Origin of the sequence: Arthrobacter sp. AB6 (assembly GCF_031844545.1) — a bacterium.
GTDB lineage: Bacteria > Actinomycetota > Actinomycetes > Actinomycetales > Micrococcaceae > Arthrobacter.
This window is the reverse complement of record NZ_JAUZVL010000003.1, coordinates 12,426-25,836: the sequence shown is the minus strand read 5'-3', so window position 1 is coordinate 25,836 and position 13,411 is coordinate 12,426. Positions and strand designations below refer to the sequence as shown.

The following is a 13,411-nucleotide window of genomic DNA, read 5'->3' as shown; positions in this document are numbered from 1 at the left end:
GGGTATGACCGGACTTCACACCGGTCATGCCCGCACGCCCGCGGCGATGGCGTTCTCTTCGACCTCGTCGGGAACATCGACATTCAGGGAATCGACCAAGGCGTCTGACTCCTCGTTGCGCCAGGGCCGGATGACCCCCATGAGGCAGTAGACCGCGATGGAGGCGAGGATCGGGGCGGCGACCGAGACCGCCTGGGCAAGATCGCCCAGCGCTGCCACCTGCGCTGTGAGCACGTACTTGTTCACGGCGAACACGATCAGGCCGGCGGCCCAGGAGAACAGCGCTGCTGAGGGACCGCAGCGCTTGAACGGAGCAAGCATGCCCAGCAGCATGGGAATGGCGATCGGGCCGACAAGGGCGCCGAACCACAGGATCAGGAGGCCCAGGACTCCGCCGAAGGAATCCGCGGACAGTGCGATGAGCATCGAAAGTCCGATGAACAGGAATACGGACAGCCTGCCTGCCGCCAGCTCGGTCTTGGAGGTCAACGGCTTCTTGGACCGCCGCAGGGCCGGAATGATGTCACGCGTGATCACTGACGAAATTGCATTGGCGTCCGAGGAGGTCATGGCCATCGTGTGCGAGAACATACCGGCAAGGACCAGCCCCACCAGGCCTGCGGGCAGCAGCATTTCGGTCAGCAGCGCGTAGGACTGCTCCGGCTTGGCCAGGTTGGGCAGAAGCAGCGGCGCTGCCCACATCGGGAAGAACAGAACCAGGGGCCACACCAGGTACAGGCCGCCGGAGAGAAGGATCGATTTCTTGGCCGAAGATCCGGTGGGTGCGGCAATGAAGCGCTGGGCGAGGTTCCAGGTGCCGCCGTTGTAGGAAACGGTGCTGATGACGATGTAGGCGAGGAAGAACGCGATGGTCAGGTTTCCGCCGAAGGGAGCGGAGTGGGATGGCGGCAGCTGCTCCCAGATGCCGAAGATTGAGGAGAACCCGCCAAGCTTCGCCATGGCCGCAATCAGCAGGGCGATTGCTGCAACGAACTGGATGACAAACTGCCCGAAGTCGGTCAGCGCATCTGCCCAAAGGCCGCCGATGGTTGAGTACACCATGGTCACGCCGCCGACGAGGATGATGCCGACAGACAGCGGGACTCCGGCGAAGGATTCGAGCAGGATGGCGCTGGCTGCCCATTTGGCGGCAACGTCAAAAATCTTCAGCGCGGTTCCCGACCATGCAAGAACCTGCTGGGCCGGAAGGTTGTAGCGGGTGGTGAGGTACTCCAGCGGGGAGATGATGCCCAGGCGCTGGCGCAGCCGCGGCCAGCGCGGTGCGAACAGGAACGACCCGACGACGCACGCGATAGTGATGCTTATTGCCCACCAGACGTAAACGGCAAATCCAGTTGTGTAGGCCAGTGCGGCATAACCGACGAACACGGCCGCCGAATAGCCGGACATGTGGTGCGAAATTCCCGCGAGCCACCACGGCATCTTGCCGCCGGCAGTAAAGAAGTCGGCAGCGTTATGAACCCTGCGCTTCGACCACCATCCGATCCCCACCATCACGAGGAAGTATCCCGACAAAACGATCCAGTCCAAAGCGTGCATGTTTCTCCTAGCAGAGATGGAAGTGATGGAGACCACACTCGCATGCAAACGTTTGCACGACAAGGCCTGTGGCCAAAGCAATTTTCTAGTACCAACTCGGCGAACCCGCAGGGGGGAACTGCATGCATCATGCAAGCGATTGCACGCCGTTGGATAGAGTTGGCGGCCGAGGGAAGGAACCGCGTGCGCCTGGGGTTGCCGGCACCGGATTAGGCCAGGGTGAGGCCGGCCTTCTTCGCGTCGCGGAAGCTTGCGTCGATGTGCACCACGTCGCGGCCTGCGCGCTGCAGCAGGCTCGCCGCCACTGCCGCGCGGTACCCGGAACCGCAGTGCACCCACAGCCGCCCGGGGGGCACCTCGTCCATGCGGCGCAGCAGTTCATGGACCGGGATGTTCGTTGCCTCCCGGATATGGGCCCGTTCGAACTCATCTGTGCGGCGGACATCAAGGATGCACTCGTCCTTGGGCTTCTGCAGCACTTCCTGCCAGCCAGCACTGGCGTAGGAAGACGTGGGTGCCGCGGGCGCGAGTTCCGCGGGCCCGCTGCCGATTGCGGCGTCGGGGTTGTCGATCCCGATGCGGGAAAGATCCCGAATGGCATTCTCAATGTCCTGGCGTTCACCCACGAGGGTCAGCTGTTCGTCCCAGGGCAGGACCCAGCCAAGGAATGCGGTGAACTTGGTGCCATCGCCGTATTCGAAGCTGACGCTGCCGCTGAGGTGGCTTCTGGCGAAGGCAATGCGGTTCCTCAAGTCCACTACCCACTCTCCCCGCTGCAGCCGGGACGCCAGCTCATCCTGGTCCAGGGAGTCCGGCAGTTCCAGGGCCGGCGCCGTGGGGCCTGCCAGGTTGATCGGAGCCATATGGGCGTAATAGGAGGGGTATGCCGTGAGGTTGTGGATGAGCTCCTGGACGAAGTGGTCCTCGTCCGGATCCGTCAGTGCATGGTTTTCCTTCAGCTGCTCGCCGATGGTGGAGGATTCGGCCACGCTGGCCGGGCGTGAGGAACAGAAGGAGCCGAAGCCATGGGTGGGGTAGAGCCGGGCGTCCCTGCCGGCCTCGTCCACCAGGCGCCGCACCGAGGCGTATTGGTGGTGGGCGAGCGGCACGGTGTCATCGTCGCTGACCAGGTCGGTGCGCCCCACGGAGCCGTAGAGCAGGCTCCCTCCGGAGAACACGGCCTGGCGCTCGCCGTCCGTGACGATGTAGGAGAGGTGGCGGTGGGTGTGCCCGGGCGTGGCCACCGCCTTGAGGACCATCCTTCCCACCTGCACCGTGTCTCCGTCCGAGATCGGCTGGCGGGCGTACGGGACGTTGTCCGCGGCGTTGATCAGGTAGGCGGCGTTGTGTTCCTTGGCGAGCTGCAGTCCGCCCGTGACGTAGTCGTTGTGGATGTGCGTCTCGGCAACGTGCGTGATCCTCACCCCGGCGTCCGCCACGGCCTTTTCCACCCGGTCGGTGTCCCGCTGGGGATCGATGACGATGCCCACCTCGCCGTCGTGGACCAGGTAGGTGCGGTCGCCAAGCTGGGGCGTTTCGATGGTGACGACTTCCATGCCGGGTTCCTCCTTGGATGGGTATCAGCCTGATCGCCACGTTACCCCCGGCAATGCGGGGCTGGTAGCCCTGCGGGCACCCCTCAGGCGGGGGGACGGACGACGGCGGGAGGTCCCGCCGTCGTCCGTCCCAACTGGAGGTAACATCGTCAGCAGGCCAGCCGTGGAGGCGGTCACCGGGTTGCCGGCTCTGGCCCGGAAAGTTGGGAAGGGGAGCATTGCGCGCAACGGTCAAGGATGTCGCCCGCCGCGCCGGGGTTTCGCCCAAGACTGTCTCGAACGTGATGAACGGCATCGTTCCGGTGAGCGGGGCCACCCGGTCCAAGGTGGAGCAGGCCATCCTCGAACTGGATTACGTGCCCAATCTCTCCGCCCGGGGGCTGCGGAACGGGAGGTCCGGGGTGATTGCCCTGGCCTTGCCTGACCTGGGCACGCCGTACTCGGCAGAAATTGCCCACAATATCGTTGAAGTGGCGCATGAGCAGGGCTGGATCGTGCAGATCGAGGAGACCGGCTCGGATCCCCAGCGCGAACACGAACTCATGGTGCGCGCCCGCTCCAACCTGATAGACGGGCTGATCCTGAACCCCGTGGTGCTGGACGAGAGTGCCGTGCAGGTGGGCGTTGCCCTGCCGCCCGTGGTCCTGCTCGGTGAGGTCGCACAAAAGCTCGCCGACCGCGTGTACGTGGACAGCGTCGGCGCCGCGCGGGACATGACCCTGGCCCTGGCCGCGTCCGGGCGACGCCGGATCGCTGTCCTGGGAACCACCGAGGGCAGGGGATCCGCCGCGGCGATCCAGAGGACGCAAGGTTATGAAGAGGCCTTGGGGATCCTGGGCATTGACCGGGACGAGTCGCTGCTGATCCCCTGCGAAAGATGGACGCCGCAGACTGCCGCCGATGCGCTCACGGCCTACCTGGACTCGCGTCCGCTCCCGGAGGCGTTGTTCTGCTTTACGGATTCCATGGCCATCGGAGCCCTGAGCGTGCTCTGGAAGAGGGGCCTGCGCATACCGGACGACATTGCTGTGGCGGGGTTCGACGATATTGCCGACGGCCGCTACGCCGTGCCGTCGCTGACCACTGTCTCCTTCGACAAGCGCGCTATTGCCAGCGAAGCCCTGCGCCTCCTGACGGAGCGGATGGCGGACCGCGGCCAGGAACAGCGCGTGGTTTCCATCGACTACAGCATCGTGGAGAGGGACAGCAGCCGCGGCTGAAGCGAGAGCGTACGCCCACCTTGTTTGCGCTAACAATTTTCTCTTGCGGTCTTCCATTACATCGATGTAACGTGAGACCTGCGTCACCCCCTGCAGGCGTTTGGCCCGGGTATGGAGCGCACCGGTAACGGAGTTTCGAATAAGAAGCAGTGACCTTTCAGCGGACCCATCCAAAGGAGTGATTGGTGAAGCAGTTTGAATTCTTGCCAGGGAAGCAGTTGTCCCGGCGGCAGTTACTGACAGGAACGGCCGCCTTGGGCAGTGTCCTGGCAGCAGGCGCACTGACGGGCTGCGGCGGAAACGCCCAGGCTTCCGGCGTGCGGGACATCGGGTTCTGGCATTTGCTGTCCGGTGGCGACGGCATCAAGATGCAGGCGATGATCAACGGCGCCAACCAGGCCAACCCGGCGTTCAAGGTGCATCCCACCGTGCTGGCGTGGGGGCCGCCGTACTACACCAAACTGGCCATGGCCTCGGCAGGCGGACGTCCGCCGGAGCTGGCGATCATGCATGCCAGCCGGGTGCCGGGCTACGCCCCCGGCGGCCTGATCGACCCCTGGGACCTCTCGCTGCTGGCAGAGAACGGCGTGACGGAGGCAAACTTCGCCCCGCGGATCTGGGAGAAGAGCCGGCAGAACGGCAAGGTGTTCTCCATCGCCCTGGATTCACACCCGTTCGTCATGTTCTACAACACGGACATCGCCCGCAAGGCCGGAGTCCTGGCCGGCAACGGGCAACTGCAGGAAGTGGCTTCCCCGCAGGAGTTCGTGGCGGTGGCCAAGGAAATGCAGAAGGTCACCCAGGCCCATGGATTGTCCTTTGGCTACCTGGGCAGTGGTTCCCAGATGTGGCGGCTTTTCTACACGCTCTACAAGCAGCACGGCGCGGACATCATCCTGACGCCGGGCCAGCCGATGAAGGTTGACCGGGAGGCAGCCATTGAGTCGCTGGAATTCATGGCATCGCTTTTTGATGACACCATCGCGGCCAAGAGCGGCGACATCAGCACGGGCATCGCGGAGTTCGCCCGCGGCGGCTCGGGCATGCTGTTCAGCGGCGTCTGGGAGCTGCCGACGCTCAAGAAGGCAGGCCTGCCGGTGGACGCGGCCACCATCCCCACGCTCTATGGCACCCCGGCGGCCTACGCAGACTCGCATTCCTTCGTCCTTCCGCGGCAGCTGAACGTGGACGAGTCGAAGCGCCGCGATGTCTACAAGTTCGTCAGCGATGTCCTCAAGGGATCCCTGTCCTGGGCAGAAGCGGGCCACATCCCCGCGTACCAGCCGGTGGTCCAGTCCCAGGCCTACAAGGACCTCACGCCGCAGGCGCATTATGCCAACGCAGCCGACGTCATCGCCTACGATCCCGAGTCCTGGTTCAGCGGCTCGGGCTCCGACTGGCAGACCTACTTCGCGGAGACCGTACAGAACGTCCTCCTTGGCCGCGACAAGGCAGCCGCAGGTTGGGACGCCTTCGAAGAGCGCACCAACCACCTTCTTTCCCGGCCCAACCCGGTCTAACCCCACCGAGCGACAAAGGAGTCCTACATGAGTTCTTCACTAGCAGCCCGGCGGAGCCCCGGGAGCCTCACCAGGAGCAACCTCAGCGGCTGGGGGTTCGCCGCGCCCTTCCTGGTTTTCTTCCTCGTTTTCCTTGTGTGGCCCCTTCTGTACGGCGTCTACATGAGCCTCACCGGCAAGTCCCTGACCGGAGCCAATGACAGCCTGATCGGCTTTGCGAACTACGCCGAAGCCCTGGCCGATGCCGGGATGTGGCGCTCACTCGGCAACACCCTCTATTTCACGGTGATCAGCACGGTCCCGCTGGTGCTGGTGGCCCTGGTGATGGCGGCACTGCTGAACGTCGGCCTGCCGGCCCAATGGCTGTGGCGGCTCTCCTACTTTGCTCCCTACCTGCTGGCGTCCACCGTGGTCTCGCTGTTCTTCACGTGGATGTACAACCCGCAGCTTGGCCTCATCAACGATTCCCTGTCCAAGATCGGAATCCCCAAGGTCGCCTGGCTCAACGATCCCAACGTGGCCATGTGGGCGATCGTCATTGCCACGCTCTGGTGGACGGTGGGGTTCAACTTCCTGCTCTACCTGGCCGCGATGCAAAACATCCCGCACCAGCACTATGAGGCGGCATCCCTCGACGGGGCCGGGGCCTGGCGCCAGTTCTTCTCCATCACCCTGCCGCAGCTGACCCCCACCACCGTGATGATCGTCCTCCTCCAGATCCTCGCCTCGCTCAAGATCTTCGACCAGGTGTACCAGATGACCGCCGGCGGTCCCGGAGGATCAACCCGGCCGGTGGTGCAGTACATCTTTGAAACCGGGTTCACCGGCTACCGGCTGGGCTATTCCGCAGCCATCTCCTACATCTTCTTCGGACTGATAGTGCTCGTCTCGGTCATGCAGTTCGTCATCACCCGCCGCAGGAGTGCATAACCATGGCAATTCAGACCCTCGACCGCGCCGAGCCAGGCATCAGCACCAGCCAGGAACTCCGCCAGCCCCGCAAGAAGATGACCGCCGGCAAGATAGCCGCCGTCGTGGTCGCCGCACTGATCGCAGTCCTCTGGCTGGTCCCCTTCGCCTGGGCAACCGCCACCGCCTTCAAGACCGAGACGGATGCCGCAGCTCCGAAGATCACGTGGGTGCCGCCGTCGGGCTTTACTCCCGAAGCGTTCGTGAAGGTGTTCCAGGACGGCAACATCCCGCTCTGGACGTGGAACTCGCTGTACACCTCGGCGGCCATCACGGCCATCACCCTGGTGATTTCGGCGCTGGTGGCCTATGCCCTGTCCCGGATCGACTTCAAGGGCAAGAAGGTGCTGATGACGGTGATCATCGCCTCCATCATCGTCCCTCCGCCGGTCCTGATCATCCCGCTTTTCTACCAAATGCTCGCCCTGCACATGATCGACACCTCCTGGGCCATCATCCTGCCGCAGGTCATCCACCCGGCCATGGTGTTCGTGCTCAAGAAGTTCTTCGACCAGATTCCCCGCGAACTTGAGGAAGCCGCGGTGATGGACGGCGCCAGCCGCATGCGGATCTTCACCCAGATCGTCCTGCCGCTGTCCCGGCCCATCCTGGCCGCCGTCGCCATCTTCGTGTTCATCGGCGCGTGGAACAACTTCCTGTGGCCCTTCATTGCCACCAACGACGGCGCGCTCCTCACCCTGCCGGTGGGGCTGCAGACCATCAAGAGCGCCTACGGCATCCAGTACGCGCAGAACATGGCGTCCGCCCTGCTCGCTGCGCTCCCGCTGATCCTCGTCTTCCTCTTCTTCCAGCGCCAGATCATCAAGGGCGTTGCGACGACGGGCCTCGCCGGGACCTGATCCGGCACTTTTCCGCCCACCAAGCCAACGCTACGAAACAGACCTGAAAAACGACCAAGGAGTGCTGTACATGTCCCGCGCACGGATCACCCTCGACCGCGACTTCACCATCGGCGAAGTTCCCCGCCGCCTTTTTGGCTCCTTTGTGGAGCACATGGGCCGCTGCGTCTACACCGGCATCTACGAGCCGGGCCACCCTGAAGCCGATGACAAGGGCTTCCGCCGCGACGTCCTCAAGCTCGTCAAGGAACTCGGTGCCACCGTCATCCGGTATCCCGGCGGCAACTTTGTCTCCGGCTACAACTGGGAGGACGGCATCGGCCCGCGCGAGGACCGTCCCCGCAGGCTGGACGGCGCCTGGCACACCGTGGAGACCAACGCGTTCGGCCTGCACGAATTTGTTGACTGGTCCCGCCAGGCCGGCACGGAAATCATGGAAGCCATCAACCTGGGCACCAGGGGAGTGGATGCGGCCCGCGAGATCGTGGAATACGCCAACCACCCCGGCGGCAGCTACTGGTCCGACCTCCGCGCTAAGAACGGCCACAAGGATCCGTTCAACATCAAGCTCTGGTGCCTGGGCAACGAGATGGACGGGCCGTGGCAGATCGGCCACAAGACCGCCGAGGAATACGGCCGCCTGGCGCAGGAAGCCGCCAAGGCCATGCGCTTCGTGGACCCGGACATCGAACTGGTGGCCTGCGGAAGTTCCAACTCGGGCATGCCCACCTTCGGCGCCTGGGAACAGACTGTCCTGACGCACGCCTACGAGGAGGTGGACTACGTCTCCCTCCACGCCTACTACCAGGAGCACGACGGCGATGCCGGCAGCTTCCTGGCCAGCGCAGTGGACACGGACTACTTCATCGAATCAGTCATCGCGACTGCCGACGCCGTCCGGGCGAAGGGAAAGCACAAGAAGCACATCAACCTTTCCTTCGACGAGTGGAACGTCTGGTACCAGCGCGGCCGGGACACCGATGACCAGCTGCGCAACGTCGCCAAGGCCGGCTGGCGCGAGCACCCCCGGCTCATCGAGGACAAGTACAACGTGACGGATGCCGTGGTGGTGGGAACCCTGCTGAACTCGCTGCTCCGCCACGGCGACCGCGTCAAGATCGCCAACCAGGCGCAGCTGGTCAACGTCATCGCCCCGATCCTCAGCGAGGAAAACGGCCCGGCCTGGCGCCAGACGATCTTCCACCCGTTCGCCCGGATGGCAGAGCTGGCGCAGGGACAGATCCTGCGCCTGTCCGTTGACTCGGACAAGTACGAGAACGCGCGCTTCGGCGGCACCGACCTCGTGGACGTCAGCGCGACGTGGAACGAGGAGACGGGCCGCGTTGCGCTCTTCCTGGCTAACCGCGGCCTTGAGGAAGCGGCGGACATCGACGTCTCACTGCGCGGGTTTGACGCCCGCCAGGTGGTCCGCGCGGAGGTCCTGGAAATTCCGGACGGCGGGAACCGCTTCACCGCCAACAGCCAGGACCGCCCGGACCAGGTGGGGCTGAAGCCGCTGGAAGGCGCGAAGGCGAGCGGGTCCGAGCTCCGGGCAACGCTTCCGGCGCTGTCCTGGGCCGTGATTGAGCTGGACGTCGCCAAGAACTGACGCGTCCACCGTCGCCTTGGGGAGCGGCATCAAAAGAAGCGGACGACGGCGGGAACCTCCCGCCGTCGTCCGCTTCCGGCCGCCTACCGCACCTGGGCTGCAGACTCCTGGAGGGCCCGCTGGTGGTGCAGGTACTCGAACAGCTGCCGCAGCCCGAAGGACCATTCCGGCAATTCCTCGGCGCGGCCCACCTGGTTGACCAGCGCACCGAGGTGCCGGCTGCGGATGGTGACGGTGTCGCCCATCTTGTGCGTGAAGCCCTGCCCCGGCTGGTTGCGGTCCTGGGTGGGGGCGAACAGCGTGCCGGTGAACAACGCGAAGCCGTCCGGGTACTGGTGGTGGCGCCCCCGGGTCGCGGCCACCAGTTCTTCGAACGGCCGGCTGATCCGGGCCACCGAGTTGCGGCCCTCAAGGCAGTAGCCGTCCTCGCCGTCGACCCGCAGCAGGATCTCCTCCTCGCGGAGCGTGTCCAGGGTGAAGCCGCCGTCGAACAGCCGGATGAAGGGGCCCAGCGCGCAGGAGGCGTTGTTGTCCTTCGCCTTGCCCAGGAGCAGGGCGCTGCGGCCCTCCACGTCCCGAAGGTTGACGTCGTTACCGAGCGTGGCGCCCACAACGGAACCCGCGGAGGTGGCGATCAGCACCAGCTCCGGCTCGGGGTTGTTCCAATGGGAAAACGACGGGATCCCCACCTGCGCGCCGAGGCCCACGGACGCAAGCACCGGGGCCTTGGTGAACACCTCGGGGTCCGGCCCGATGCCCACTTCCAGGTACTGCGACCACAGCCCTTCCGCGATGAGCACCTTCTTGGCCTCGGCAGCTTCAGCCGAGCCGGGCCGGACCGCGGCGATGCTGCCGCCCAGTGCCCTGGCCACCAGCTCCCGGGTCTGCCTGGCGCGGCTGGCGTCGCCGCCGCAGCGCTCCTCAATCACCCGCTCAATCATGCTGTCCACGAACGTCACGCCGCAGGCCTTGACGACCTGGAGGTCCACCGGGGCCAGGAGATGCGGGCGGGTTGTATCGCGGGCCAGGGACGCCTCGATGATCTCCGAGGCCGACCATCGGGGCACGGTCATGGCGTCCCGGACATCCGCCACCAGGTCCGGACGTTCGAGGAGTTCGGAGACCGTTTCGGCCAGGGGCTGGAGGTCATAGACGTCCCCGCCCTGGACCACCACGACGCGCGGGCCGGACGCTTCGACGTCCCAGATCCGGCCGATCAGGAGCGCGGAAGCCGCGTCCTCCGGAAGGACCGACGACGTTCCAATGGGCCTGGGCACGTTCACTGGCCGCCACCCGCCGTCGCCGGCGCAGCTTCCGGCCGCTGCCACTCGCCGTCGATACGCTGCGGCACCCGCCAGGGATTGGCATCCTGCACCGGTTCCGGCAGCCGGTCCGCCGGGAAGGACTGGAAGGCCACGGGCCGGAGGAAACGCCGGATGGCGGCCGTCCCCACCGACGTGGTGTTGGACGAGGTCGCCGGGTAAGGCCCACCGTGGTGCTGCGCGTAGCTGACGGTGACGCCCGTGGGCCAGCCGTTCCACAGCACCCTGCCACTGATGTCGGTGAGCCGGGCGGCGAGGTCGGAGACGTCGTCGTCCGCTTCCGCCTGCAGGGTGGTGGTGAGCTGCCCCTCGAGGAGTCCGGCCAGTGCCGGGAGCTCGGACTCGTCCCCGTACTCCACAATGAGGCTCGCCGGCCCGAACATCTCCTGGTGCAGGATGGACGGATCCTTGCGCACCGCGGACGCAGAAGTGTGCAGCACGGTGGGGGACGGCGCCTCGGCAAAGTCGCCCTCCACCAGCACCTCCACGCCCTGCGTTCCACGGAGATCGCCGACGGCGCCCGCGTACCCCTCGTGCAGCCGCTCGCTGAGCAGCGGCGCGGCAGCGAAGCCTGCCAGCGCGTTTTTCAGCGCCGCACGGACGGCGTCGGTGTGCCCGCGGGGAATGAACAGCAGGCCCGGTTTGGTGCAGAACTGGCCCATGCCCAGGGTGAAGGAGCCCGCGTAGCCGGCGACGATCCCGTCGCGGCGTGCCGCCCACGCGTTCTCCGTCACGAAGACTGCGTTGATGCCGCCGAGCTCGCCGAAGAAGGGGATGGGCTCGGGACGCGCGGCGGCACGGTTGAAGAGGGCGCGGCCGCCAGCCGTCGAGCCGGTGAAGCCGATGGCCTTCGTCAGGGGGTGGTCCACGAGGGCCTCCGCGGCGGACCTTCCGGTCACCAGGGCAAAGAGGCCCGACGGCGCGCCGGCGGCGTCCAGTGCAGCCACCGCAACCTCCGCGGTGCGCAGGGCAAGCTGCCGGTGCCCGTCGTGGGCTTTGTGCACCACGGCGCAGCCGGCGGCAAGCGCCGAGGCGCTGTCGCCGCCCATCACGCTGAAGGCAAACGGGAAGTTGGAGGCGCCGAAGACGCCCACCACGCCCAGCGGCACGTTGTAGCGGCGCAGGTCGGGCCGCGGGCCCATGCCCCATTCCGGATCCTCGTGGTCGATGGTGGCATCGAAGTGCTCGCCGCGCCGGATCTCGTCCGCGAAGAGCCGGAGCTGGAAGGTGCTGCGCTTCAGTTCGCCGCGGAGACGCGCCTCGGCCAGGTGGGTTTCCTGTTCCCCGAGCGCCACCAGAGCGTTAGCGTCTGCATCCAGCGCTGCTGCCACCGCCTCCAGCCATGACGCCCGGGTGAAGGGATCCGCTGTCCGGGCCTTTGCGAAGGCGGCGTGGGCGGCCTCGACGACGGCGTCCAGCTCGTCCACGCTGGTGGTCATCGGACGCCTCCCGCCTGGGCGAGCCGGGCCCCGGTGACGGCGGCGCGGTTGCCCACCTCGGCCCAGCCGGCGCCGCCCGGGAATTCCCAGCGGGCCCGCGAGGCGCTGAGCATTTCGGCGCCGGTGCCGGGCAGCTGCGGGGCAGCGTAGCGGCCGTTGACGATCCGGACCGGCTCGGCGAAGTGCTCGTGCAGGTGGTCCACATACTCGATCATGCGCCCGTCCTGGCTGCCGGTGATTGCCGCATAGTCGAAGAAGGAGAAGTGCTGGACGAGCTCGCAGAGCCCCACGCCGCCGGCGTGCGGGCAGACCGGGACGCCGAACTTGGCGGCGAGCAGCAGGTTGGCGATGTTCTCGTTGACGCCGGCCACGCGGGTGGAGTCAAGCTGGAGGACATCGATGGAGCCTGCCTGCAGCAGCTGCTTGAACACGATGCGGCTGGCAACAGCCTCACCGGTGGCAACCCGGACCGGGGCCACGCCCTTGCGGATGTCCGCGTGGCCCAGGATGTCATCGGTGCTGGTGGGCTCTTCAATCCAGTACGGGTTGAATTCCGCCAGCTGGTTAACCCATTCGATGGCTTCGGAGACCTCCCAGCGCTGGTTGGCGTCGATGGCGATGGGAAGTTCACCCACGGCCTGCCGCGCCAGGGCCATGCGGCGGCGGTCATCGTTGATGTCCCCGCCCACTTTGAGCTTGATCATGGAGAAGCCGTCCGCTGCCGCCTGCTTGCTGAGCCGGACCAGCTTTTCGTCGCTGTAGCCCAGCCAACCGGGGGAGGTGGTGTAGGCAGGGTAGCCGTCCACTTTGAGTGCGGCGATCCGTGCCGCCTTCCCGTCCTCGCCGGCGCGCAGGATGTCCAGGGCCTGCTGGGGGTTGAGGGCATCCCGGATGTGGGTGAAGTCGACGACGTCGACGATTTCCTCCGCGGGCATTTCGCTGAGCAGGAGCCACAGCGGCTTGTTTTCGCGCCGGGCCCGGATGTCCCAGAGCGCACTGACCAGGGCGCCGGCCGCCATCTGGGTGACGCCCTTTTCCGGGCCGAGCCAGCGCAGCTGGGAATCGTGGATGAGTCGCTTGGAGGCGTTGCCAAGGTCGTAGATGAGCTCGTCGATGTCCCGGCCCACCAGGAGGGCTGCGTAGGAATCGATGGCGTGGGTGATGACCTCGTTGCCGCGGCCGCAGCTGAACACAAAACCGTGGCCTTCGTCGCCCGCGTCGGTGCGGATGACCACGTACGCGGCGGAGTAGTCGGGGTCGACGTTGACTGCGTCGGAGCCGTCGAGTTCCAGGGACGTCGGGAAGCGGACGTCCTGGGTACGGATGGAAGAAATGGAAGGCATGCTGGTCTTCTCT

The 13,411-nt window shown here is 66.0% G+C and carries 10 protein-coding genes; 5 read left to right on the top strand and 5 right to left on the bottom strand.

Annotated elements, in window-relative coordinates:
• Positions 1 to 24 precede the first annotated feature (24 nt).
• Both Q9R30_RS02840 and Q9R30_RS02835 read right to left on the bottom strand, forming a co-directional pair.
• Positions 25 to 1,560, bottom strand: a complete 1,536-nt coding sequence (locus Q9R30_RS02840) for a sodium:solute symporter family protein (RefSeq protein ID WP_104999137.1) — start codon at positions 1,558 to 1,560, stop codon at positions 25 to 27.
• Positions 1,561 to 1,769: 209 nt separating this feature from the next.
• Positions 1,770 to 3,116, bottom strand: a complete 1,347-nt coding sequence (locus Q9R30_RS02835; RefSeq protein WP_311216702.1) for an MBL fold metallo-hydrolase — start codon at positions 3,114 to 3,116, stop codon at positions 1,770 to 1,772.
• A 218-nt stretch (positions 3,117 to 3,334) separates the two neighbouring features.
• Here Q9R30_RS02835 and Q9R30_RS02830 point away from each other — a divergent pair, with 218 nt between their 5' ends.
• The 5 genes from Q9R30_RS02830 (at position 3,335) to Q9R30_RS02810 (ending at position 9,294) form a co-directional block, all read left to right on the top strand.
• Positions 3,335 to 4,336 (top strand): LacI family DNA-binding transcriptional regulator, encoded by a 1,002-nt coding sequence (locus Q9R30_RS02830; RefSeq protein WP_104999135.1) that lies wholly within the window; start codon positions 3,335 to 3,337, stop codon positions 4,334 to 4,336.
• A gap of 185 nt (positions 4,337 to 4,521) precedes the next feature.
• A complete protein-coding gene (locus tag Q9R30_RS02825) occupies positions 4,522 to 5,856 on the top strand; it encodes an extracellular solute-binding protein (RefSeq protein WP_311216701.1) in 1,335 nt (444 codons plus the stop codon).
• A gap of 27 nt (positions 5,857 to 5,883) precedes the next feature.
• On the top strand, positions 5,884 to 6,786 hold the full coding sequence (locus Q9R30_RS02820) for a carbohydrate ABC transporter permease (RefSeq protein ID WP_104999133.1): 903 nt from the start codon (positions 5,884 to 5,886) through the stop codon (positions 6,784 to 6,786).
• 2 nt (positions 6,787 to 6,788) lie between these two features.
• Complete coding sequence (locus tag Q9R30_RS02815) at positions 6,789 to 7,685, top strand: carbohydrate ABC transporter permease (protein WP_311216700.1); 897 nt, start codon at positions 6,789 to 6,791, stop codon at positions 7,683 to 7,685.
• Between the two features lie 70 nt (positions 7,686 to 7,755).
• The gene (locus Q9R30_RS02810; protein WP_311216699.1) at positions 7,756 to 9,294 is read left to right on the top strand and encodes an alpha-N-arabinofuranosidase; all 1,539 of its coding nucleotides are present in this window, start codon (positions 7,756 to 7,758) and stop codon (positions 9,292 to 9,294) included.
• Between the two features lie 83 nt (positions 9,295 to 9,377).
• On the opposite strand, the gene Q9R30_RS02805 is transcribed toward Q9R30_RS02810, so the two are convergent.
• Genes Q9R30_RS02805 through Q9R30_RS02795 form a run of 3 tightly spaced genes read right to left on the bottom strand, consistent with a single transcriptional unit; the run spans position 9,378 to position 13,398 of the window.
• Positions 9,378 to 10,577, bottom strand: coding sequence for a fumarylacetoacetate hydrolase family protein (locus Q9R30_RS02805; protein WP_311216698.1), 1,200 nt, complete (start codon positions 10,575 to 10,577; stop codon positions 9,378 to 9,380).
• The gene (locus Q9R30_RS02800; protein WP_311216697.1) at positions 10,574 to 12,055 is read right to left on the bottom strand and encodes an aldehyde dehydrogenase (NADP(+)); all 1,482 of its coding nucleotides are present in this window, start codon (positions 12,053 to 12,055) and stop codon (positions 10,574 to 10,576) included. The genes Q9R30_RS02805 and Q9R30_RS02800 overlap by 4 nt, the downstream gene beginning before the upstream one ends.
• Positions 12,052 to 13,398 carry an enolase C-terminal domain-like protein gene (locus tag Q9R30_RS02795; protein WP_104999129.1) on the bottom strand — a complete coding sequence of 449 codons (1,347 nt, stop codon included), beginning with the start codon at positions 13,396 to 13,398 and terminating at the stop codon, positions 12,052 to 12,054. The genes Q9R30_RS02800 and Q9R30_RS02795 overlap by 4 nt, the downstream gene beginning before the upstream one ends.
• Positions 13,399 to 13,411: the final 13 nt, after the last annotated feature.